Consider the following 23,674-nt stretch of genomic DNA (forward strand, 5'->3'; position numbering starts at 1 on the left):
ACGCTGCTTTCCGCGCAGACCCTAACCTGCGACGCCGCGTCGCAACCCACTCCCGGCTCGCCGCCAACCCCGGCAACATCCGGATCACAACACCGGGCGCAGAATGGTGGTCTGTCTTCCGGAGTACCACGATGACCGTTGAAATCGTCAATCCCGCGACCGGCCAGGTCACCTACCGCCATGAATTGCTCGATGCCGCCCAGGTCGAACAGCGCCTGGCTGCCGCGGCAGGCGCGTTTCCGGCCTGGTCTGGCCAATCCCTGCAGGCGCGCAGCGCCATCCTGCGTGGCATCGCCGCGCAGCTGCGTACCCGCAAGGACGACATCCAGCAGGCCATGACCACTGAGATGGGCAAGCTCAAGGCCGAAGCCCTGACCGAAGTGGAGAAGTGCGCGCAGGCCTGCGAGTTCTACGCCGACCATGCCGCCGACTACCTCAAGCCGCAGCTGATCGACACCGAGGCCCAACGCAGCTACGTGCGCTACGAGCCCATCGGCTGCGTGTTCGCCGTGATGCCCTGGAACTTCCCGATCTGGCAGGTGTTCCGCTTCCTCGCGCCGGCCTTCATGGCCGGCAACGTCGCCCTGCTCAAGCATGCCAGCAACGTCCCGCAGTGCGCCGACCTGATCCTGGCCGTATGCCGCGATGGCGGCCTGCCCGCCGGCGTGTTCGACGTCCTGCACATCGACAACGACCAGGCCGCCGACGTGCTGCGCGACAAGCGGGTCAAGGCCGTCACCCTGACCGGCAGCGAACGGGCAGGGCGCTCGATTGCCGCCAATGCCGGTGACCAGCTCAAGAAGTGCGTGATGGAACTGGGCGGCAGCGACGCGTTCGTCGTGCTCGAGGATGCGGATCTCGACAAGACCGTCGCCGCCGCCGTGAAGTCGCGCTTCGACAACAGTGGCCAGACCTGCATCGCCGCCAAGCGCTTCATCGTGGTCGATGCCATCGCCGATGCATTCGTGGAAAAGTTCGTGGCCGCCGCTGCGCAGCGCGTGTACGGCGACCCGCAGGACGAACGCACCACGCTGGCCCCGATGGCCCGCGCCGACCTGCGCGACGAACTGCACAGCCAGGTGCAGGACAGCGTGGCCAAGGGCGCCAAACTGCTGCTCGGCGGCGAGCCGGTGGCGGGCAGCCATGCCGGCTACCCGGCCACCATCCTGGACAACGTCGGGCCGGGCATGCCGGCCTATGAGGAAGAACTGTTCGGCCCCGCCGCGGCCATCCTGCGCGTGCGCGATGATGCCGAGGCGCTGCGCGTGGCCAACGACACCACCTTCGGTCTGGGGGGCAGCGTCTGGACCGCGGATGCGGTGCGCGGCGAAGCCATCGCCAAGAAGCTGGAATGCGGCGCGGCCTTCGTCAACGCCATCGTCAAAAGCGACCCCCGCCTCCCGTTCGGCGGCAGCAAGCGCTCCGGCTTCGGCCGCGAACTGGCCGACCACGGCATCCATGAGTTCATGAATATCAAAACGGTATACGTGGCCTGATCTGAAGAGGGTAGCGACCAACGGTCGCTACCTACCGACGATCACCCCGAGGTAGAGCCGACCGTTGGTCGGCTGCCCGTAACGCCGGCACACGTCGCGTATATCCGGCATCGCCAGGAGCCGGCCAGCGGCCGGCACTACCGGACATCGGATCGTTCAAACCGGGGGTAGAGCCGACCGTTGGTCGGCTGCCCGTAACGCCGACATACATGACGTACATCCGGCACCGGCGCCCGAAACGGGCGGCCGGCCGACGTCAGAGCCAACGCACCCGCTTGAACAGCCGGTACAACCCCACGCAGATCGCGCCCACGCCGATGATCATCGCCGGGTACGCCCACGGCTGGTCCAACTCCGGCATGTGGGTAAAGTTCATGCCATACCAGCTGGTGATCAGGGTCGGCGCCGCCAACAATGCCGCCCACGCACCCAACCGCTTCACCGTCTCGCCCTGCGCCAGCGTCACCAGCGACAGGTTCACGTTCAGCGCCGTGCCCAGCATCTCGCGCAGGGTGTCGATCACATCGCTGATCCGCACCGCATGGTCATGCACGTCGCGCAGGTACAGCTTGACCTCGTCGGGCACCAGCTCGCCCTGGTAGCGCTTGATCTGGGCCAGCATGTCCTGCAGCGGCGCTACCGCCATGCGCATCTTGTTGAGCTCGCGCTTCAGTTCGTACAGCCGCACCACGGTCTGGCGCTTGTAACTGTCCGAGAAAATGTCCTTCTCCAGCAGCTCCAGCGTGTCGCGGTAGCGCTGGGTGATGGGGAGGTAGTTGTCCACCACGAAGTCCAGCACCGCATACAGGCAGTACGACGGCCCCATTGTGCGCAGCAGCTCCGGCTCGCGCTCCACCCGGGCGCGCGGGGCGGCATAGGACAGCGACGCCCCATGGCGGACCGTCACCAGGAAGCGGGGACCAAGGAAGGCATGGGTTTCGCCGTAGGCGATGCGCTCATCCACCATCTGCGCGGTGGTGACCACCACGAACAAGGAGTTGCCATACGACTCCACCTTGGGCCGCTGGTGGGCGTTGCGTGCGTCTTCGATGGCCAGCGAGTGCAGGCAGAATTCTTCCTGCAGCTTCAGCAGCACGCTGTCGGCCGGCTCGTACAAGCCGACCCAGACAAAGCCGTTGCCGCTTTCGATCACATCGCTGATCGCATCCAGGCTGATGTCATGGCGAATGCCCTGGTCATCGTAGTGCACGCAGTTGATGACGCAGGGCGGGTTTACGGGTGCGGTGCTTTCCATGGGCGGCATCCTGCGTCAGCGGCCCGTGACAGATGCGTCACGACGGCCCAGCGCCCATGCCAGTGCCAGGTGCACCGGCAGCAGCAGCACGATCCACTGCAGGTTGACCTGCGCCTGCAGGCTCAGCCAGTGCAGGACCAGGCCCAGCGACGCCAGCAGCGCCACCGCCCACAGCACCCAGCGGAACCACGCACGCGGGGTGCGCCCGCGCAGCAGCGTGATGGCACCGGGCAGCAACAGCAGGCACAGCGGCGACAGCACCAGCAGGTTGCGGTTGGCCCACGCAGCCTGGTGCGCGCTGAAGCCCCACAGGTAGGTCAGCAACGCACCGGCGATACCGCAGAACAGCCACACCGGCAGCGCGATGCCGCCCAGCAGGCGTCGGCGCATGCGCAGTGCACACACGCCTGCCGCGGCCAGCAGGCCGCACAGCAGCCAGGGCCACCAGCGGCGCGGTGATTCGGTGGGCTCCGGCGCGATGCGGTGCGGCAGCAGTTCCTGCTCGGCCTGTACCAGCGGGCGGCCTTCGCTGTTGCGCGACTGGCGCAGCGCATCGGCCAGGCGCATCGGCACGAAGGCTTCCTGCCAACGCGACAGCGGCTGATCGGCGAACGGCCCCAGCCCGATGTCGAAGCCCAGCCACATCCACGGCGACGGCGAGGCCAACCGCACCGATTCGCTCCGGTAGGTGTTGCCGCGCGAGCGCCCGGACAGCTGCGAATGCAGGCCGCCGCCGAGCGCCTGGTCCACCGCATCGCGGACCATGGTGGCGCAGTTGGCGGTGTAGTAGTCGTAGTGGTAGCGCGCGTTCTCCGGCTTGGCGCGCTCGGCCAGCGAGGCGGCCAGGGCGCGCGCCTGCTGCGGGTCCAGGTCCAGCCACTGGATGCTGGCCCCGCGACCGCTCTCACGGTAGTAGGCCATGTCCTCGTCCAGCGGCAGCGCCACCAGGTAGTACATCATCTCGCCACGCACGAAGCGGCCGATGAAGTCCGCTTCACCCGGATCGAAGTAACCGAAGTTGTAGGAGGTGGCCTGGCCCGTTACCGGGTCCACCACCACCAGCGCATCGTGACCGAAGCGCTCGAAGAAAATCTCGCCGGGCTGCATGGTCACCACGCCGATGCGCGGTGCCGCCGAGGCGTTCGCGCCGGAGTCAGCCACCGGCACGGTGACGGGGGCCGTCGCATCCTGGGCCAGCGCCGCGAACGGCAGGCTGGCCAGGGTGAGCATCCAGCACAGGAACAACAGGCGGCACGACGGCCACCGCTTCAGCAGAGGCCGCATGGCGTGGATCAATCCTCGTTGTTCGTATCGGCCGGCAGCACGGTCACATGGAACGCCTGCACGCGGCGGGCATCGGCACGCGCCACCCGGAACACGAAGCGGTCCAGGCTGAGCTCGTCGCCGGTTTCGGGCAGGTGGCCGATCGCCTCGGTGACCAGGCCACCGATGGTGTCGTAGTCGTCGTCGGGGAAGCTGGCGCCGAAGCGCTCGTTGAAGTCCTCGATCGCGGTCAGGGCGTCCACCACGTACTGGCCGTCGGCCTGGATGGCGATCTGCGCGGTGTGGTCCTCGGCCTCGTCGTGCTCGTCGTCGATTTCACCGACGATCTGCTCCAGCACGTCCTCGATGGTGACCAGCCCGGCGACACCGCCGTACTCGTCCACCACGATGGCCATGTGGTTGCGCGAGAGCCGGAACTCCTTGAGCAGCACATTGAGCTTCTTCGCTTCGGGGATCAGCACCGCCGGGCGCAGCAGCTCGCGCACGTTGGCCGGGCCGTTGTCGGCAACCACGCCGCGCAGCAGGTCCTTGGCCAGCAGCACGCCAAGGATGTCGTCCTTGTTGTCGCCGTGCACCGGGAAGCGCGAGTGGCCCGATTCGACCACCTGCTTCATCAGTTCAAGGAAGGGCGCTTCGACCGGCAGCGAGACCATCTGCGAACGCGAGATCATCACGTCGCCCACGGTGAGTTCGGCGACGGAAATCGCCCCCTCCATCATGCGCAGGGTATCGGCAGCGATCAGCCCATCATCGTGCGCGGTGTGCAGCACCGCCACGAGCTCGTCGCGGGTGTGGGGTTCGCCGGAGAAGGCAGAGGTCAGGCGTTCGAGCCAGCTGCGCTTCTTTTCGTTCTGCTCCAGGGTGGAGCTACTACTGTCGTCTTCAGACATCTCTGGAAAAAAGGGCACCCGGCGAACCGGGCGTTGGATTCAGTCTAGCAGGATGCGGGGCCCTGTCAGCGCCCGCCTGACGGGGCCGCATTCACCGAGGCGGCCGGCGGGGTGGGGGCCGGTGCCGGCGCCTCCTCCTCCGCGGGCAGGTCCAGGCTGTAGGTGCAGCCGGCCAGGGTCTTGCCCGGGTGGCTCTTGACCGTGGACAGGCTCAGGATGATCGATTCGATCATCGGCTCCCCGGTGGTCGGGTCGGTGACATCGCGGCTGACCAGCTCGCGCCCGGCCATGAACTTGCCCGGGTTGTCCACCCCGTCCTCCAGCGCCAGTGTCTTCGCCAGCGGTCGCGGGTCGGCCAGGTCCAGGATCGCCATGATGCTGGCGCCGGCCACCGCCACGTACTCGGTGCGCTGCCCGAACACCGTCAGCGGCGTGGCCAGCCGGAACTCGGTCATGAACTGGTTGCCCTGCGGCAGCGGCTGCAGGCCATTGGCCACTGCCTTGAGCGGATCGGCCACGACCGGGCCGACCGCCCGGTAGTCGGCCACGCTCTGGCGGCATTCGATCAGCGCGGCCAGGTCCAGCGGGGCGGCCGACGCAGCGGCGGGCAGCAGGGCCAGCAGGCCCAGGCAGAGGGTCTTGAAAGCGGTCATCTGGAATCCGTGGGGAGCCGGGCGGCGCGGCTTACTGCTCGTTGGCGTAGGGGTCGTCGATGCCCAGTTCAGCCAGGATGTCGCGTTCCAGCTGCTCCATGGCCTCGGCTTCCTTGTCGTCCTCATGGTCCCAGCCGAGCAGGTGCAGCACGCCGTGCACGGTCAGGTGCGCGTAATGGGCATTGAGCGCCTTGTCCTGCTCGGTCGCTTCGCTGGCCACCACCGGCGCGCAGATCACCAGGTCGCCCAGCAGCGGGAACTTCACGCCCTTGGGCAGGCCCTCGGGCACTTCGGCCGGGAAGCTGAGCACGTTGGTGGCGTAGTCCTTGCCGCGGTAGTGCCGGTTCAGCGACTGACCTTCCTTGGCATCGACCAGGCGGATGGCCAGGTCGGCTTCACGGATGCGGCCCTTGAGCGCGGCAGCCACCCACTTGCGGAAGCTCACCGCAGAGGGCAGCCCGGCGCGGGGCAGGGCGTAGCTGACGGCTACATCGAGGCGGACAGGGCCCTTGGTCATGGCGATACCGGTAATTCAGATCAATCAGGAGCCGACAGTATCGCGCGTGCGGCGCTTCACTGCGACTTCCAGTCGTCGGCGTCGTAGGCGATCTCGATGACATCGGCGGTGGCACGGCGCTCCTCGATACGGACGGTGCTGGCCGAGCCGTGGCAGTGGTACCCCTGTTGCTGGCTGAGCTGGCGGGTAATTGCGTGCATCATCTGCGTATCGGAGGCGTTGGAGTCGACCTGGATGGCGCCGGCGGCGCAGCCGCCAACGTTCTCCACCTGCACCGCCGGCACCAGTGCGCGCGTGGCCTGGTCCGCAAGCGCGTCGAATGCCTCGGCGCCGATGTCCGGTTGCGCGGCCGAGATGCGCACCTTGACGTAGTACAGCTGCTTGTAAAACAGATACGCATTGGAGCGCAGCGGGGCGTCGCCCGGCGCGCGATGCAGTTCCATGCGCAGCTTCTGCCCGTTCACCCCGCCGGCGTTGGCAATGGCGTCGCGCATGACGGCCTCCTCATCGTTGGCCGCCGCCGGGGGCGGCGCAGGGGTAAGCCGGAATGCGTCAGCCGGCCCCAGCGTCCGCTGGCGCGAATAGGTGCCGTCCTTGACGGCATGCTTCATGCCTTCGCCGAACGCCTGCATGCCCTCGATCACTGCGGTATCCGGATCGAGGCGGCCCGCTGCATAGATGTACAGGCTGATCGTCGCTTCGGGGTGATCCTTGGCGCGGTAGAGCAGGCTGGCCCCGGCCAACCGGTTATCCGGATCGAGACCGCTGCGTACCAGGGTGAAATCGCCCGCCGACCTGGGGGCTATCACGTAGCTGGTTTCCACATACGGACGCGCGGGGGCGGCCGTCTTTTCACTGGCCGACGCCGTTGCCGGCACGGCGGCCAGCAGGCAGAGGCACAACAGCACGCAGGCACGATTCATGGCACTTCCTGTGCGACGGGAGTGCCGGCAGTGTACGGCTACTCCGCGCCGGGATTCACCTGCTGCAGGTCGCGCCGGTCGTAGGCGCTGACGATGCGCGCCACCAACGGGTGGCGGACCACGTCGCGGGCCTCGAAGAAGGTGAAGCTGACCCCGTCCACGTCGCGCAGCACCTCGATCGCGTCGCGCAGCCCGGACTTCACGTGCTTGGGCAGGTCGGTCTGGGTGAGGTCGCCGGTGACCACCGCGGTGGAGCCGAAGCCCAGCCGGGTCAGGAACATTTTCATCTGCTCCACGGTGGTGTTCTGCGCTTCGTCCAGAATCACATAGGCATCGTTGAGCGTGCGGCCGCGCATATAGGCCAGCGGCGCGATTTCGATGACATTCTTTTCCAGCAGTTTCAGCACTTTCTCCACGCCCAGCATTTCATACAGCGCGTCGTACAGCGGGCGCAGGTACGGGTCCACCTTCTGGCTGAGATCGCCCGGCAGGAAGCCCAGCTTCTCGCCAGCTTCCACCGCCGGTCGCACCAGGATCAGCCGCTGCACGCGCGACTCGTTCAATGCGTCCACCGCGCTGGCCACGGCCAGGAAGGTCTTGCCGGTGCCGGCCGGGCCGATCCCGAAATTGATGTCGTGGGTGGTGATCTGGTGCAGGTAGCGCGCCTGGTTGGCGCCGCGGCCACGTACCGTGCCGCGCTTGACCTTGATGGTCACTTCCTGTGCTTCATAGGCCCGTTCGACGACCTGGTCGACGTTGGCTTGGTTCAGGCGCAGGTGGATGCCGTGGCTGTCGAAGGTCACGTCCGCCGCTTCGGCGTAGAGCGCCTCGATCAACAGCTGGGCTTCCTCGGCCAGGCGGCGGGGCCCGGTCACGCGGAACACGTGGCCGCGGTTGGCGATTTCCACGCCCAGTTTGAGTTCGATCTGGCGCAGGTGCTCATCGAACGGGCCGGCCAGGTTGGCCAGGCGTTCGGTGTCTTCGGGAGCCAGGGTGAAATCGCGTTGCGAGAGTGCGGTCATTGCATCTGGCAGCCCTCGATCCAGGGACCGTGGCCGCAAGCAGGGAAAGGGTCTACAGGGTAGCGCGCGGTCCTCGCAGCCGCCAGACCGATGCCGGTTGTCCACACTGGGTGTGGGGGAGTCGTTGGCAAAGCTGTGGATATCCCGTGCCGGCCCTTGCCCGGCAAGGCTGAACAAGTGCTGGTGAAAAAATGACCGACCGTGTCAGGAGCAGGGCCCCGTCAGCCCGAGCTGCGCGGAGGGCCATCCTGCGGTGGGGCGCTGTAGCCGGCGCATGCTCCGCCTGGCGTAATCCGTCGGCATTATGTGCTGAGTTTCTGTTGTCGGGTTCAATCCGACATCCAGTGTCGGTTCGGTCAAATGCGTGCGCTACGAGTAGGGGTTTCCCTACATTATCGTCAGATTTGCCCCGGATACCGGTCGGCGACAATTAACTATATTCTTTGCTCATGCAGTCTTGAGCATGTATCTGCGTGGCGGGGAGAGCCTGCGGATACCTGTGGTAGCGCGCGGTTCGACGGTAGCGACAGAGTGGGGAGGTGCAGCGTGCTGCCGCTATGCCGGTAGGCCGGGTGCGCCATGGATGCTGGGCAGGTCAGGCGGCCGGACGGCTGCAATGGATGGGCACGATGCAGGATGCAATCACACTGTTCGCCGGTGTCGCCGGGCTGGACGGCGCCAGCCGTCCACACCGTCTGGCACTGGCCAGCGGCCAGGCGCTGCTGGTCGAGCGCTGGTGCGGGCACGAACAGCTGTCCGACGGTTTCCAGTGGTGGGTGGACGTACTGGCCAACGACGCCCTGCTCGATGTGGATGCCTGGCTGGGCGTTGCCGCGACATTGTCCTCGCGGCAGGCCGGCGGGCACGACGTGCTGCGCAGCGGCGTGGTTTCCGAGGCGGCCTGCGTAGCGGCCGATGGTGGGCTGGCGCGCTATCGCCTGTGCCTGGTGCCGTGGACCTGGCTGCTGGGGCAGGCGCGACAAAGCCGGGTATTCCAGGAGCGGACGGTGCTGGACATCCTGCAGGCCGTACTGGATCCCTATGCCGCCCAGGGCACCTGGCGGGTCAGCGACGAAGTGGTCGACTTCCTCGCCGCCGTGCCGCGGCGCAGCTATTGCGTGCAGTACCGCGAATCGGACCTGGTCTTCCTGCAGCGCCTGCTTGCCGAAGAGGGCCTGGGCTGGCGCATCGAAGAAGACGCCGACGCGCCTGCAGGGCATGCGCTGGTGGTCTTCGCCGACAGCGCCGCGCAGGCGCAGGACGCCACCTCCGAGCGCGACGGTGGGCTGCGCTTCCATCGCGCCGACGCCACCGAGGCCACCGACAGCGTGCTGACGCTGGGGCGTTCGCGGCGTATCGGCGTGACCGCGCTGGTGCTGGCAAGTGATGACTATCGCGGCCAGCAGGCGCGGCAGGGGCAGACCCCGGTGCTGTCCGCGCAACGCGGGGAGACCACCCTGGAGGCGTACACCCCGGTGGGCGCCTATGCGTTCGCCAACCGCGGCGTGGCCGACCATTACAGCCGCCTGGCTGCCCAGGCGCACGAATCCCGCAGCGCCAGCTGGGTGGGCAGCAGCACCGCCCCGGGGCTTCGCGCCGGCACCTGGTTCAACCTGCGCCAGTGGCCGCTGTCCGACCGTGCCGGCGTGCCGAATGTGCTGGTGACGCGGATCTGGCACCAGGCCAGCAACAATTTCCCCACCACCGCGCGCGAGGCGCTGCTGCAGCGCCTGGGCCATGCGCCACCGGCGCCCATGGCCGGGCTGGATACGCCGGCGCGCCAGCGCCAGCTGTGCACGCGGGCCGAAACGCTGGGCTATGCCAACGCCTTCGAGGGCGTGGACCGTGCGGTGGCGTGGCGTCCGGCGCGCGAAGACGGCACCGGCCTGCGGTTGAATCCGCGGCCGCTGGCACCGGGCTACCAGACCGCGCGGGTGATCGCCGCCGATGGCAGCGACAGCGGTGAGGTGTCCTGCGACGACCTGGGCCGGATCAAGGTGCGCTTCCACTTCCAGCGGGCAGGCAGTGGCGACGATGGCAGCAGTTGGCTGCGCGTTGCCCAACGCTACGCCGGCCCCGGGGTGGGCGCGCAGTTCCTGCCACGGGTAGGCCAGGAGGTACTGGTGACCTTCCTGGAAGGCGACATCGACCGCCCGCTGATCGTCGGTACGCTCTACAACGGTCGCGGTGAAGCCGGTACAGCCGCAACCCCGGCCGGCGCGTCGGCGACCAGCGAGCTGGGCGCCTATGCGCAGGCAGGGGATGCCCGCAGTAGTGCGCAGGGCAACCTTGCCGGTGGCCACGCGCCCGCCTGGCATGCGATGGGCGCCGGCGAAGACGCGCACCGCAACCCGGCCGCGCTGTGGGGTATCCAGTCGCGCGAGTGGCACGGCCAAGGGCATTCACGGCTGCTGTTCGACGACAGCGATGGGCAGCTGCGCCTGCAGTTGGCCACCACCCATGCCAGCACCCAGCTCAACCTGGGGCACCTGATCCACCAGGCCGACAACTTCCGCGGCAGCCTGCGTGGCGAAGGCAACGAGCTTCGCACCGACGCCTGGGGCGCCGTGCGCGCGCGCGCTGGCCTGTGGCTCAGTGCGCAACCACGCCTTGCCGGCGCACCTGCCGGTGAGGCGGTCGCCCCCAGTGCGCTGCTGACCCAGCTCAACGAACTTGGCCGGGTCCAGCACCAGGCCGCCAGCGTGCACCGCAGCGTCGCCGTGGCCGCGCACGCCGGCGTGGCGGGCCAGCAGGATGCGCCCGCGCCGCTGGCCAACCTGCTGCGCAGCACCCGCACTACCGTGACCGGGGACGACTTCGACAGCGGCCGCGCCGATGCCCCGGCCTACGCCAGCGGTGGCGGACCAGGGCGCCTGCCGCACAGCGGCGATGCCACGCTGGGGCTGTCTGGCAGCGACGGCCTGGTGCAGGTCGCCGGGCAAAGCCTGCAATGGGCGGTGGGCGAGGTGCTCAGCCTGGCCAGCGGGCAGGCGTCCGAATGTGTCGTCCAGGGCCAGGCACGTGTGCACGGCAGCCAGGCCATCGGCGTGCTGGCCGCCACCGTGGGCACGGTGGCCGGCACCACGCTCAGCGTGGTCAGCGGGCAGGGCGAGCTGATCGTGCAGGCCCAGGACAACCAGATCCTGCTGCAGGCGCGCAACGCCCTGCGCGCGGCCAGTGCCAGTGCGGCGGTCGAAATGGCCGCGCCCAAAACCGTGCACATCGCCACGGCCGGCGGTGCCAGCATCACCCTGGCTGGCGGCAACCTGACGCTGACCTGCCCCGGCAACATCACCGTGCACGCGGGCCGCAAATCCTTCGTTGGCCCGGCCAACCTGACCTATCCGCTGCCGACCATGCCGCGCAGCGAGTCGCCCGATGTGCTGCCCAGCTTCGCCTTCCGCCTGCAGGACATCCCCGGCCCGCAGGGCATCGCGCTGGCTGGCCAGCCCTGGAAAATCGTCCGTACCCGCCAGAGCGCCAGCGATACGCCGGACAACCTGCATGCGGTGGATGCCGCGCAGTGGGTGGAGGTGCTCAAGGAAGGCAGCGCCGACGACGACGGCAAGGTCGCGCTTGACGATGCCGACTGCAAGACCGTCTGGGACGCCGTGGCCCGGTTCCCGGGGCGCCTGTACCTGGTACACGGCATCGACGCCATCCCGCTGCAGATGCGCCAGTTCAGCACCGGTCCCGGCGTGCGCGAGATCGTCGAAACCCTGGATGCCAACAACTACAGCAAGGACCTGCAGCACCTGCCCGATGCCGATGCGCTGCGCGCCATCCGCCACCGGGTGGAGTACGAGTTCCAGTCCCTGCTGACCACCACGCCCAAACAGCGCAAGGAGCTCTGAGCCATGGCCGACGGCACCACCAGTACGGTCGCGCGCAATGCGCTGACCTGCCAGACCGGCCAGGTAGGCACCTCCAGCGGTGACTACTACGCACCGCCTGATCGCCAGTTCGCCCCGGTGCGGCACGGGAACGCGGTGACGTCCTACACCGACGGGCGCTCGGCCATGCATGCGATGGCCGAGGCCATCCGCGGGGCGAGGAAGTTCATCTTCATCGCCGACTGGCAGATGAACTTCGATACGGAACTGACCGGACGGGGAGACGGCGCACACCGCGGTCGCTTGAGCGAGCTGCTGTATGACGCGATCAATGTGCGTGGGGTGGATGTTCGGGTGCTTCTTTACGACAGCATCGAGGCCGCCGCCTACACGCACGAAAACGAAGCACGTACCGCGCTCTACAAAATGCGTGATATGGATACGCCCGGCAATATCGAAGTGGGGCTGCACAATCCCGCCACTGGCCGCGGGGATGCATTCAATATCGCGTTCTCCCATCACCAGAAGATCCTGGTGATCGACGGCCGCATCGGTTTTGTCGGCGGGCTTGACGTCGCCCACGGGCGATGGGACGACGGCAATTTCGATGTGGTCTGCGATCCGGCGCTTCACGTCATCAACGATCATTACAACAACAGCGTGTTCAAGTCACGCCAAATGACGCCTGCGGAGCGGGACCTCACGCGCGATACGGCCGAGGCCGAGGGCGCGTCTACCCGGGTACGTCCGGGCTTCGCGCCTGCGTACCTGCCCAACATCGCCACGGCCATGGACCTGTTGAAGCGCCAATGGGACAGCGGTGCAGCGCTGGCGGAGATCCTGGATTATGCGGACAAGGCCGGTATTCCCGACGCGGCCGAGCACGCTGTGGCAGAGAAAATCAAAGGCTTGGTAATACCCGGATACACCACCGCCACCAGCGTCGTCCAGACCTTGGGCAGCCTGCTCGAGAGCATCCAGTCCAATCTTGCGCAGGCAGACCTCAAGTACGACGAGGTGATCACCTCCAGCAACCGCAGCTACGACGAGCTCGGAAAAGGAAACGTCAGCGGCGCCGCCGACCACGCACTGCACGCGGCCAAGGCATTCACCAGCATCCAGGCCAACGCGTTCCTGGAAAAGTGGAATGACCTGAAGGCGACCGTGAACTCGGCCACCGAAACCGGTGGCAAGGTCGTCGAGCGGTTGGGTGAGTACGTCAACGATCCGTCGGAGATTGGAAAGGACGTCAGTGCGGCCAAGAAGGCGGCGCTGGACGCACTGCAGAAGGCCAAGGATGCCTTCCTCGCGTTCGAGAAGTGGCTGAACGAGCCGATCGATCGCAGCCAGCTGTTGCTCGATGCAGGGCGACACGCACGCATGCCGTGGCAAGACGTGCATGCACGCTTGGAAGGCCCGGCGGTCTTTGATATCTGCCGTAATTTCATGCACCGCTGGAATGCGATGGTGTGGCAGAACCAGCGCGGCGACGAGTGGGCAGGCCGCAAGGTGCGCGATGCCACCAACAGTGGCATCCGGCTGGCCAACCGTATTGGTGCGTCGCTGCCCGAACAGGTCTCGCTGGCTCGCGGCCGCGAGCTCACGCCGCTTTCAGGGGCGTGGCTGGACGCCATGGGCGGGCGTCAGGCGCTGTTTGGTGATCTGTCCAGCAAGGGCAGCGCTGGCAATATCGCCGTCCAGATCGTGCGCTCCTCGGGCACTGCACTTCACGCGATGGAAAAGAAGGCGTGCGCGGAGCACGGCCTGGATATGAATGACTGCAGCGGGTTGTCACCCTATTGGGAACGCAAGGATCCCATGCATTCCATCCAGGACGCGATGCTCAACTGCATCGAATCGGCCAAGGCGTTCGTCTACGTTGAAACCCAGTTCCTGATCTCCGATTGCAAGTTTTCCGACGCCGAGCCGGGCACCCGGCTTGCAATGATCATGGCCGGCGGAAAGCGCGGCACGCCGACCGCCGAACAGCAGAAGAAAACCAAGGTGGCCGATCGTGCCGTAGGCGCCACCCAGGGAACTGCTGACCGGCTGGGGGCGGGCAATGCGGTGAAATCACTGCGCACGTTCAAGCAGGGCCAGCCATCGGCCGGGCAGAACAAACTGGTGGCCACGCTGGCGTCCCGCATCATCAAGGCCATTACCACCGGGCAACCCTTCCATGTGTACATCACGCTGCCCGTGCACCCGGAAGGCAGCCTGTTCGACGGCGCGGTGCTCAAGCAACAATACTGGGTCCAGCAGAGCCTGCTTCGGGGGCGTGAGAGCCTGGTCCGTCAAATCTGTGAGGCGCTGGTTGCAAAGCGTCTCAACATCCGGCGCAACAGCGTCAGCGAGGACGACCTGCGCGCCGAGATGGCACAGGGGGGATGGAAGGACTATCTCACGGTGTTGAACCTGCGCAGCTACGGCGTGCTGAAGGACGTCAACCACGACACCTACCGCAGTGCGCCGATGACCCATGGTGGCAGCAGCGCCAATCCGCCGATCTATCTGGTCACCGAACAGTGCTACGTGCACTCCAAGCTCCTCATCGTCGACGATGCCGTTGCGATCATCGGCAGTGCGAACTGCAATGACCGGAGCCTGCTGGGAACCGGAGATACCGAGATCGCGGCGGTGATCGTGGACGGCGACTCGACCGTGCGTGACCTGGGCAACGGAGCCAAGGTGGTGACGCGTGCGTTTGCACGCGACCTGCGCCTGCGCCTGTGGAAGAAGTTCCTGGGTATGTCGATTGAAGAGGGTGACGTTGTCGGGCGCACTGCCAAAGACAGGGGGTACACCAAGGCCGCCGGTGACAGCTTCCACCCTCCCGTCCGGCGGAACACCGAGAGTGCTGCGTTCATCGAGCAGCCCGCCGCGGGCACGTGCTGGAAGACGATCCAGGCACTGGCAGACACCAACGCTGCGGCATTCGAAGCGGTCTTCCAGAATGTACCGCGCAACAGCATGGCGTCCTACCACGATGTCTTCCATGGCTTTGCGACGTCAGGGAAGAATGAAAAGCGTACCAAGACCCTGCGCTACCTGTATGCGCAGCCTTCGGACCTGCAGCCGGCATACATGGACGTGCCAAGTGTGATGGAGGGCGAGGCAACCAAGACCGTTGGCCGCCACAATGTCGCCAAGGCGCTGGCGCGCCTGCGCGACGACGGCGGCGCGGTGAAGGGTTTCTGGGTGACCATGCCGCTGGAATGGGGGCATGGCATGAACGACCCCGCCGCCGAGCTTCCCAACGTCCTGATCGCGGCCGTACCGATGACGTCGGATCTTTACGGGGACCGAACACGTCTGGCATCAGTATCATCACCCGCAACGGGCACGGAGCAGGTATGAGTGTGAAGGGAAGGCTTGCGGTGGCTCTTTCGGCGATGCTGAGCGTTTACGCGCTGCAGGCCGGCGCGGCATGCAATGATCGCGCTGATCCACTGGTGTCGCCTGTAGACGGCGTCGTGCTGAAGTTCAACGATGGCGCGACGGGCCGCGTGCGACTACAGGGGGAGCAGGTTCAGGATGATGGTCGCCTACGCCTGCCATCCTTGGTCCCAGGTGTTGCGGAACTGCCGGCAGGCAAGTTCGCTCCGACAACGGGGCAGGTGGTTTATCTGGAGTCGGATGGCCGGTCGGGCCAGCGCATCTGTCGCCTGGAACAATGGGAAAGCCGGGTCCACGGGCCCTTGGAGCGGGTCCAGGCTGATGGCAGTCCGGGTCTGCGCCGGGACGACGATGGCAAGGTGCGCGCGGTGACTTATCGGGCAGAACCCCGGCAGGAGCGCAACCCGCTCCTGGCCAAACTGACGCCGTATTACTTCATGACCCGCGTCGATACCTTCAGGTACGACAGCCATGGGCATCTGGTCGAGGCCCGCTACCACGAAACCGAGGGGGTAAACGCGGTCCGTAACCACTCCCGGCGCCCGGTCGTGGCAGATCAGCTGATCTTCTGCGCCCGTTACGATGCGAAGGGGCAGTTGGCGATGGTCGCCGGGGTGGACGAGCAGTTGAGCGCCGTGCGCGGGCTGCAATGCGACCAGATCAAGCCTGGCGATGTGGCGATGACCACCTACCAGTACCATCCGGGCGGGACCTTGCTGGCCAGCCTGCGTACGGCACCGAAGACCGCAACGGCGGCCAGCGGAACCCCCTCGGCGTCTGCGGGGCTGGGGCAGGGCAATGCCTGGTACGCCAATGCCGACCAACCTGGCAAGCGAGCCAACGTGCTCTTCAGCTTCCTCCCGGGCAGCGGGGTGATCAGTCTTTCCACTGCTGACATGCGCCTCGTGCCCGCCGATGCCCAGCAGCTGTTCCAGGAACGGTCAAGCGACGGTCAGGCCAAGCTGCGCTACGACTTTCCCGCCAAGCCGGTACCGCTGTCCGCAATTGATGGTCGGTTCGTGAGCGTGGGCAACTACGCGCGCGTCAGGACGTACCCACACCGCAGCGGGTTGGATATCTCCGAGTTGTTCGATGCCGACAAACGCATGCCACGGCAGCGGCAATGGCGTGGGCTTGATCTGAACCGGCAGGAGATGTTCGATTCAAGCGGCAGGCTGACCCGGGTCATCCACTATGGAGCAGCCCCGCGTGATGCCTATAAGGACGACCTCAGGGGCTATGCGGAACGCGGCGTGCTTCGGCTCACCCCGACCACCTCCGGCTACGCGAGCTACCGTGTGTATGACTACGATGCCAAAGGCAGAGAGAGCCTGGCCTTTGTCTGCTGGCAGCACGATGCCCCCAGCAACAAGCCTCTCCGGCACTTCCCCTGGTGGACGCCCGACCCGGGTCCCAAACGCAGCAGGGAAGAAGCCCTCGTGTATGGCATGAAGAACGTGGCCAATCGCTGCGGTAGGCCGGACGGCACGATGGTGATACAGGGCTTGGCACAGATTGATGCCTACATGGCGAAGACGTATGGCTACGACGTGGACAAGCTCAGCTATGAAGGTCGCTGAGCCCCAAGGCGCCGTGCGTCCGGTCAAGTGCAACGGCAGACCCCTGTTCGGCACGCTTTTGGGGTCGGCCGCGGACCGTGCGCCGAGATGTGGCAACGTAAAGGGCAGTTCGACGGCATCTGATCGTTGACTGCAGATTTTTCGATGCGGCGCATGAGCCAGCCTTGGACAATCGCATTGCGCCAGCGTATTGGCTGGGACAAGGCTGCGGCTCCATGCGGATTCGGCGCGCCCATTCATTTTCAAGGCGCGTCGGCGACGAAAGGCTGTGCGCTCCCTTGCGTTAGTCGATGCAGTACTTGTTGGAGTGGGCATGAATCATAGGGCGCAGTTGAGGTTGCTGCTGCTGAGTGCCTTCGGCGTCTGCGCGTCGAACCAGGCGATTGCGTGCACAGATCGCCTGGATCCACTGGCTTCACCCAATCGAGATGTGGTCATGAGATTCACGGACGGTCGATCCAGTCCCATAACCGTAAGCGAAGCGCGCCTGCTTCCTGATGGCAAGGTCTCGCCGCCTCGTGTGTCGCCACGTGTGGGAGAGATTCAGGCGGGCAAGTTTGATCACTGGGGTGGAGACGTAGTCTTCATGGAGAACGATGGGCACGGAGGGCGGCGGGTGTGCCGTGTAGAGTCCTGGAAGAGTCGGGTATTTGATGCGGTCGTGCGCGACAGCAGAGGGGGTGGCCCGGTTCCACTTGTCGACAGCAGTGGAGAGATACGTACTGTCACATACAGATCAACACCTGCCCAGGAGCGTAATGCAATCTTGGCGAAAGTGTTGCCGTATTACTACCTGGATTCCGCGATGGCGTATTACTACGACGATCGCGGGCATCTGGTCGAGGTTGGAAGGTATGCCTCTCCTGAAATGCGTGTGACGAGCAACAGGAATTCCGCTCAGGATGTGACAAGGTGGGTGCTGTACTGTTTCACCTACCGGGATGACAAGCTGGAACTTGCCGCTGAATTCGCCAAGAGCGGTCCAGGTACGCCCGCAGGTTTCGCATGCGATCAACTGCGTCGTGCTGGCGTTTCCTATGACTCGTATCGATACAATGCCGATGGGACGCTTTCGGCACAGCTGCGGCACTACAGAGTCAACGCTCAAGACGGCAATGGCCCGCCCCGGGAGTTCCGGACCGCGAACCAAGCCGGGAGCGGCACAAAATGGCTCCGCGGTTTGGGCAAAGGTGAGAGGGCGAGCGTGGCCTTCAGGTTCAGTGCGGCAAACACATTGACGCATTTACAAACTACGGACCCGAATGTTTTCAAGGGTGATGCGCAAGCGCTGTACGCTGAGCGCGCGCAGGACGAAGGGGTTGTTACTCGTTACAGTTTTCCCGTTCACCCGGTGCCGCTTTCGCTCGTCGGCAATGATTTTGCCGGGCTTGACCGCTACCCGCGAATCAGAAGCTATACACACCGTGACGGAAGCCAGATATCGGAACTATTCGATGCTGGCGCGCGCACTCCTCGCCAGCGTCAGTGGCGAGGAGTCGATCTGAGCCGGCAGGAGATGTACGGTGCAGATGGCAAGCTCACCCGTGTGATCCAGTTTGATCGTCAGGGAGGGGAGGGGGACGGTCGAGACGCCCTCAAGGCGTATGTGGAACCGGGTGTTCTCAGGGTGACGCCGACCACGATCGGTCCGTCCAGCTATCGTGTTTATGACTACGACGCGCAGGGGAAAGAGCGCCTGATCTTCGTGTGCTGGGAATACGATGTGCGCGACGGCAGACCCTCCGAGCACTTTCCCTGGTGGACGCCTGATCCACAGCCAAGGCGCGACAGGCACGTCAGGCGTTTTGGCAAAGGCCACTACGCCCACGAATGCGGCACTCCAGACGGGACAATGCGGGTCAAGGGGTACTACCGCATCAAGGAATACATGGCAGTCACCTACGGCTATGACGTGGAGAAGCTCAGCCATGATGAAAGTCGTTAAGGCACAGAGGCCCGTAGAAAGTTCGTGGGCGCGTCTGAAATGATGCATCAATGCCGATGCCGTTCAATGGGCTGGGCTTGGCCCCCGCCTCAGGGGGTGAGAATGGAGACTACATCCGTTACCTCGGAAGGAATGCCATGGCCAGCGATGTAATTGCACCCCCGGGCCGCCCGAATGGCCCGGCAGAGGGTTCCGTCCGCGTACCCCTCGGCGCACCACGTTTCCCACGCTTGACCATCTGTTCGCTGGCACTGGCCGTGCCCGGCCTGCTGCTTGTAGCGTGTCTGGTCATTGCGGCGTTCGCCGTGGAGTGGGGTGCCGTCAACGAACGCGGTGTGGATGCCCTGGTGGTAGTACTGCTTTCATTGCTCGCGCTGTTTCCCATGGGTGCGCTGCTGGCTGTCGTCAGCCTGTTCCTGCGTCGGCAGTCCTGGCGCTCGTCACTGTCGGCGCTGGTGCTGCACCTGCTGGGTCTGGCCATCCTGTGTTTTTCAGCCTATGTGATCGTTTCAGCGTTGGCGGCAGCTGCGGTTGACGCGGTGCAAGCCACACTGAGTGATCTGATGGCGATGCTTACGATGCTATCTGGCAGCTAGCGCACTGGTGGCGCCACTGACCCATTTCCTGCGGCGGGTGCGCGGGATCATTCGGCAGGCCTGGCGCTCTGCAACGCTGGCGCTGGGGCTGAACCTGTTGGGGCAGTGGGCCATGTTGTATGTTGCCTACATGATCTCGGTGTATCTGTGGGAGCCGTGAGCACAGCGCAGGAAGCTCAGCGTTCGACGAAGGCCCGCCAGATGCGCGGCTGACGCGTGAAGGCGGCTTCCCCTAGAATGAAGGCCGAAACACATTTGCAGGAAGACCTCGACATGGACAGCCAGGAAGCGGCACACAGCATGTTGCCCCCGTCCCGCAGCGACGGCATGGGTCACGGGCTCGCCGATATCGCGAGCCGGACCGCACTGGTGCTGGAAACCAACAACCTGCGCGGAGGCGATGCCGCGGTGGAGGCACTGGGCAGCCTGCAACGGTTGATCGCCCGGCTCAACCAGCAGAGTGTTTCCCCGCGTGCGTTCGCGCAGTGGATCATCACCCACGATGGGCTCGATCTGGAGGCCCGCCAGGCGTTGTGCCTGCTGGCCGGGCGACCGCTGGATTTCGTTGAGATCGACACGCGCACCGGCTACTACGAGGCCAAGAACGTCGGCTTTGATCATGTCGACGGCGTGCGTTGCCAGTATGTGGTCTTTGCCGATGCCGATTGCCTGCCCTGCAACGACTGGCTGGAGCAGTTGCTGACGCCGTTTGCCCAGCCCGACGCGCCTGTCGCGGTCGCCGGACGCACCAGTTATGCAGCCACTGTCACGGGCACTGCCTTGACGGCGATCGACTTCATGTACTTCCCCAGCCCGTTGCGCGTCGGCGCGACGCGCAACTTCTATGCGAACAACGTGGCGTTCCGCCATGAAGTCTTTGAACACCACCGCTACGAGCCCCTCGACGGCGTTTATCGGGCCCATTGCCAGGTCATGGGGCTGCGCATGCAGGCTGCGGGCGTTGCGGTGGCCTACGCGCCGCGCGCGCACACCGAGCACCGACTGCCCGACAGCCGGCGGGAAGTGGTCGAGCTGCGGTGGCTGCGCGGCGGCGACAGCGTCGACCTGACCCCCCACCTGATTCGCGCCTACCTGCCGGACCGGCTGCAGTGGCTGGCGCGCAGCGGTCCGCTCGGGCCGTTGCTGGTCATGGCCGGGCGCCTGCGCTACAGCCTGGCGGCGCTCAATCACCAGGACCTGCCGCCGCTGCGTGGCATGCGCCGGCTTGCCGCAGCGACCCTGGTGATGGGCATGTCATTGCTCGATACCGCCGGCGCCGTGGTTCGTGGGTGCGGCATCTCCGCCGGTCGCGCCGCTGCCCAGCACGGGCAGGCCTTGTCCTACCACCGCACGCTGGAATGAGCCGCGCCGTGCGATGGCACCGTCCGCAGGCGGCGCTTCCAGGGGAATCCCACATGAAACACGGTTTGATCGGCGCGTTTGGGTATGCATTGCTGTGCCTGGCCTGGCTGGCACCGGGGAGTCAGGCGCACGCTGCCGCGTTCAACGGACGGGGCGTGTTTCACTTCGCGTCAACCGGTGACTGTGCCGCACCTTCGCAACCGGCGGCCAGTACGTGCCATCGCATTGCCCTGGATGTTGCCGATGCCCATGCCCGTGTAGACCCCACAACCCACACGATCGTGATCGCCGCCGATGCCGCCCACGATCGGAAGACCGTGGTTGGCGACGTGCTGCTGCACGGCAGTGGCGTGGCCGCCGATGGCCAGCGCGTGCCGCTGAGCCTGCATGTGCTGCTGCGACGCTCGGGAAACACCTGGAAACCCGACACGTACGTGCACGCTCCGGTGCGCGGCACGTTCACCGCGATCGAACTTGAGCCCTACCAGATCGGCGTCCGCGACGGCGCCGGCGTGCGCGTGCTGCTTACCGCCGGACAAGCCCGCAGGGCCCTTGCCGAGCCCTCGCTTGCGGCACGGGTTGCCGGCTACTTCGTCCGGGTGCGTCCCAGCGACGCGAACAGGCCGGGTGCCAATGACATCACTGTTTCCCTCGGCATGGGTCGGCTGTCCAAACCCTTGCTGCGCGCCAGCTTCACTGCCGATCCGCCCGGCACGGCGCCGCTGGATCCGCTGCTGGCCAGCGGAACGTGGAACCTTCGATTGCAGGCGCTGAGCAGCCAGGTACCGGTCTGGGCCGTACAGCGCCAGCTGTTCGTGTTCGGGCTGGACGCCAGCCCGCTGCTCTCGGGCGTGCGCGAGCGGGGGTTCAACAAGCGCGACACCCTGGAACTGGGGGCGGTCAACGGCACGGGCTATCTGCGCTTCAATGGTGTGGAAGAGCGCTTCCCGGCCGCAGCCTCGGCAGGTGCGGCGTTCATGCGCGAGAGTTTCATCGGCCTGATCCTTGCCTGGCACCGCCGTCCGCCGGCGACCCCGTCCGTCGCGCGACCTGCGCCATGAGCGTCGTCCAGCAGGATGCCGACGCGCTGGATTTCAGCTGCCTGGCCACGCCCGTCGCGCGTGGCCTGCGCGGGCTGCAGGCGCGCTGGGTGGACCGGATCAAACGTGCGGCGCTGGTCCGGCTTCACCGCAGTCGGCGCGGCGAGCGGCTGCTGCTGCGCATGTATCTGGTCGGCGAAGACGCCACCGAGCGCGCGCTGCTGGATGAACTGATGCCGCAATCGCCGGAATGGCTTGATCGCCAGATCGAACGGCATCTGGCCGATGAGCGTCGGCATGTGGCGCTGTTTGCCGACGCCCTGCGGCGGGCTGGCGATGAAGGCACCGGCCGCATGGAGCCGGACTGGCTCAGCCGGCGCAAGATCCAGCGCTGGCGACGCCTCTCGCATGCGTATGCACGGCACTTCAGCCACGGGTTGCTGGTGCCTGCCTTCGCCACGGGGTTGTGTGCCGAGCAGATGGCCGAACGCGTGCTGGCCCGCCACTGTGATGTGATCGGTGCCGAGCATGCGATGTACCCGTTGCTGTCGCAGGTGCTGGGCGACGAGAAGGCGCATGTGCGCGTGTGCGGGAACACCCTGCGGCGTCTCGTGGCACCCGATGAAGTGCCGGCGCTGGCGCGCCTGCTGAAGGACATCCGCGCAGTCGACGCCGGCTTCGGCGTGACCGGGGCGCTGGCGATGTACGTTGCCGGCTGGGTGTTTGGCGGTCTGCGGGGCACCGGTGCAGGCGACCGATGAGTCCCCGTATCCTTTACCTCGCCACCGCTGATGCGCGTGGCCATCTGATGCGTGCGCAGTTGTTGGTGCATGCGTTGCGTGACGCAGGCGCCAGCGTCGAGGTGCTCACCACGTCCGTGCAGGGCCAGCAGTTCCTGCTGCGCTTCGGTATCCAGGCGCAGGTGCTGTCAGTGCACTACGCGGTCCAGTTCGATGACGGGCAGAACATGCTGCGCGCGGCGACCAACCGTACTGTCGCGCACTACCTGTTCCGACCGGGGCGCATGCTGCGCGACATCGGGCGCCTGCAACGCCGCTTGCGCGCTGCTGACCTGGTCATCAACGATTCCTTCCATCCCGCGCTGCTGCACATGGGCATGCTGCCCGGCTGGCGACGCAAGGTGGTGCATGTTTACGGCGCCAGCCTCAAGGCTGCGTTGATCAGTAATTTTGCAGGGGTGGGGCCGCGCCTGTTCGGGCGCCTGTTTGGCTGGGTCGTGCACCGCCAATTGCACCTGGCGCGGGCCTGCATCGAGCACGATTTCGCCTGTGAGATCGACGACGCCGCAGCACCCGCCCTGCATCGCCTGCCAACCCCGGTCGCCTTGGCCGAGGCGGCACAGGCCACGGGCGGTGCGGCGGTGTACCTCAACCCGCATTTCAGCGACCCCGCCTTGGCCGATGCGCTGAGCGCGGGCCTGGCCGATGCAGGCCTCGCGGCGCATCGGGTGGGGGAGGGCTACGCCGGGCGTGACGGGTGGATCGCCGTTGATCCGGACTGGGCCAACCACGCGGCGCATGCACAGCTGATCGTCTCTGCGCCGGGAATGGCCGCGCTGTCGATCGCGCTTGTCTACCAGCGTCCGATCCTTCTGGTCCTCAGCGATCAGCCCGAACAGGCAAGCAACGCGGCACGTGCGGCCCAGCTCAAGCTCCTGCACCAGGTGGTGGTATGGAACGGCGATGCAGGTCAGTTCCAGCGTGAGGTGGCGCAGGCGGCGGCACGGCTGTGTGCCGCGGCCACACCGGATCCCGCTGCCGCGGACGGCCGGCGCCGCGCCCAGACCCGGATCGATGCATGGGTCAGCCGTCTGCTTGCCCTGGGGGGGCGTTGATCGTGTCGCCTGCTGCCGCTCGTCCCC

Annotated in this window: 18 protein-coding genes; 11 read left to right on the forward strand and 7 right to left on the reverse strand. The window is 66.1% G+C overall.

Features of this window, described 5'->3' with window-relative positions; translation table 11 throughout:
• Nucleotides 1-131: 131 nt before the first annotated feature.
• Nucleotides 132-1,496 carry an NAD-dependent succinate-semialdehyde dehydrogenase gene (locus AC6CHL_RS09735; protein ID WP_498294253.1) on the forward strand — a complete coding sequence of 455 codons (1,365 nt, stop codon included), beginning with the start codon at nucleotides 132-134 and terminating at the stop codon, nucleotides 1,494-1,496.
• Between the two features lie 256 nt (nucleotides 1,497-1,752).
• On the opposite strand, the gene AC6CHL_RS09740 is transcribed toward AC6CHL_RS09735, so the two are convergent.
• The 7 genes from AC6CHL_RS09740 to AC6CHL_RS09770 all read right to left on the reverse strand — a co-directional run bounded on the left by AC6CHL_RS09740 (nucleotide 1,753) and on the right by AC6CHL_RS09770 (nucleotide 8,040).
• Nucleotides 1,753-2,751 (reverse strand): magnesium and cobalt transport protein CorA, encoded by a 999-nt coding sequence (locus AC6CHL_RS09740; protein ID WP_038689315.1) that lies wholly within the window; start codon nucleotides 2,749-2,751, stop codon nucleotides 1,753-1,755.
• A gap of 15 nt (nucleotides 2,752-2,766) precedes the next feature.
• Entirely contained in the window at nucleotides 2,767-3,981 is a 1,215-nt protein-coding gene (locus tag AC6CHL_RS09745; RefSeq protein ID WP_498294370.1) for a lipoprotein N-acyltransferase Lnb domain-containing protein, read from the reverse strand.
• A 62-nt stretch (nucleotides 3,982-4,043) separates the two neighbouring features.
• Nucleotides 4,044-4,925, reverse strand: a complete 882-nt coding sequence (locus AC6CHL_RS09750; protein ID WP_038689313.1) for a CorC family transporter — start codon at nucleotides 4,923-4,925, stop codon at nucleotides 4,044-4,046.
• Between the two features lie 65 nt (nucleotides 4,926-4,990).
• Nucleotides 4,991-5,578: a hypothetical protein gene (locus tag AC6CHL_RS09755; protein ID WP_447592805.1), complete on the reverse strand. Its 588-nt coding sequence runs from the start codon at nucleotides 5,576-5,578 to the stop codon at nucleotides 4,991-4,993.
• Between the two features lie 31 nt (nucleotides 5,579-5,609).
• The gene (ybeY, locus tag AC6CHL_RS09760; protein ID WP_038689309.1) at nucleotides 5,610-6,095 is read right to left on the reverse strand and encodes an rRNA maturation RNase YbeY; all 486 of its coding nucleotides are present in this window, start codon (nucleotides 6,093-6,095) and stop codon (nucleotides 5,610-5,612) included.
• A 56-nt stretch (nucleotides 6,096-6,151) separates the two neighbouring features.
• A complete protein-coding gene (locus AC6CHL_RS09765; RefSeq protein WP_498294254.1) occupies nucleotides 6,152-7,018 on the reverse strand; it encodes a hypothetical protein in 867 nt (288 codons plus the stop codon).
• Nucleotides 7,019-7,056: 38 nt separating this feature from the next.
• Nucleotides 7,057-8,040: a PhoH family protein gene (locus tag AC6CHL_RS09770; protein ID WP_447592809.1), complete on the reverse strand. Its 984-nt coding sequence runs from the start codon at nucleotides 8,038-8,040 to the stop codon at nucleotides 7,057-7,059.
• A gap of 629 nt (nucleotides 8,041-8,669) precedes the next feature.
• Between AC6CHL_RS09770 and AC6CHL_RS09775 the strand changes: the two genes are divergently transcribed.
• The 10 genes from AC6CHL_RS09775 to AC6CHL_RS09820 all read left to right on the forward strand — a co-directional run bounded on the left by AC6CHL_RS09775 (nucleotide 8,670) and on the right by AC6CHL_RS09820 (nucleotide 23,647).
• Entirely contained in the window at nucleotides 8,670-11,894 is a 3,225-nt protein-coding gene (locus AC6CHL_RS09775; RefSeq protein ID WP_498294255.1) for a type VI secretion system Vgr family protein, read from the forward strand.
• Nucleotides 11,895-11,897: 3 nt separating this feature from the next.
• A complete protein-coding gene (locus tag AC6CHL_RS09780) occupies nucleotides 11,898-15,230 on the forward strand; it encodes a phospholipase D-like domain-containing protein (RefSeq protein ID WP_498294256.1) in 3,333 nt (1,110 codons plus the stop codon).
• Nucleotides 15,227-16,849 (forward strand): hypothetical protein, encoded by a 1,623-nt coding sequence (locus AC6CHL_RS09785; protein WP_498294257.1) that lies wholly within the window; start codon nucleotides 15,227-15,229, stop codon nucleotides 16,847-16,849. Before AC6CHL_RS09780 ends, AC6CHL_RS09785 begins: the two co-directional genes overlap by 4 nt.
• A gap of 766 nt (nucleotides 16,850-17,615) precedes the next feature.
• On the forward strand, nucleotides 17,616-18,794 hold the full coding sequence (locus tag AC6CHL_RS09790; protein WP_498294258.1) for a hypothetical protein: 1,179 nt from the start codon (nucleotides 17,616-17,618) through the stop codon (nucleotides 18,792-18,794).
• A 230-nt stretch (nucleotides 18,795-19,024) separates the two neighbouring features.
• Entirely contained in the window at nucleotides 19,025-19,390 is a 366-nt protein-coding gene (locus tag AC6CHL_RS09795; protein WP_498294259.1) for a hypothetical protein, read from the forward strand.
• Nucleotides 19,391-19,397: 7 nt separating this feature from the next.
• A complete protein-coding gene (locus AC6CHL_RS09800) occupies nucleotides 19,398-19,550 on the forward strand; it encodes a hypothetical protein (RefSeq protein WP_498294260.1) in 153 nt (50 codons plus the stop codon).
• Between the two features lie 140 nt (nucleotides 19,551-19,690).
• Nucleotides 19,691-20,752, forward strand: coding sequence for a glycosyltransferase family 2 protein (locus AC6CHL_RS09805; protein WP_498294261.1), 1,062 nt, complete (start codon nucleotides 19,691-19,693; stop codon nucleotides 20,750-20,752).
• Complete coding sequence (locus AC6CHL_RS09810; protein WP_498294262.1) at nucleotides 20,749-21,813, forward strand: hypothetical protein; 1,065 nt, start codon at nucleotides 20,749-20,751, stop codon at nucleotides 21,811-21,813. The genes AC6CHL_RS09805 and AC6CHL_RS09810 overlap by 4 nt, the downstream gene beginning before the upstream one ends.
• Entirely contained in the window at nucleotides 21,810-22,553 is a 744-nt protein-coding gene (locus AC6CHL_RS09815) for a hypothetical protein (RefSeq protein WP_498294263.1), read from the forward strand. The genes AC6CHL_RS09810 and AC6CHL_RS09815 overlap by 4 nt, the downstream gene beginning before the upstream one ends.
• Nucleotides 22,550-23,647 (forward strand): glycosyltransferase family protein, encoded by a 1,098-nt coding sequence (locus AC6CHL_RS09820; RefSeq protein ID WP_498294264.1) that lies wholly within the window; start codon nucleotides 22,550-22,552, stop codon nucleotides 23,645-23,647. Before AC6CHL_RS09815 ends, AC6CHL_RS09820 begins: the two co-directional genes overlap by 4 nt.
• The last annotated feature ends 27 nt before the right edge of the window (nucleotides 23,648-23,674 follow it).

The organism is Stenotrophomonas sp. GQ19 (assembly GCF_059758695.1).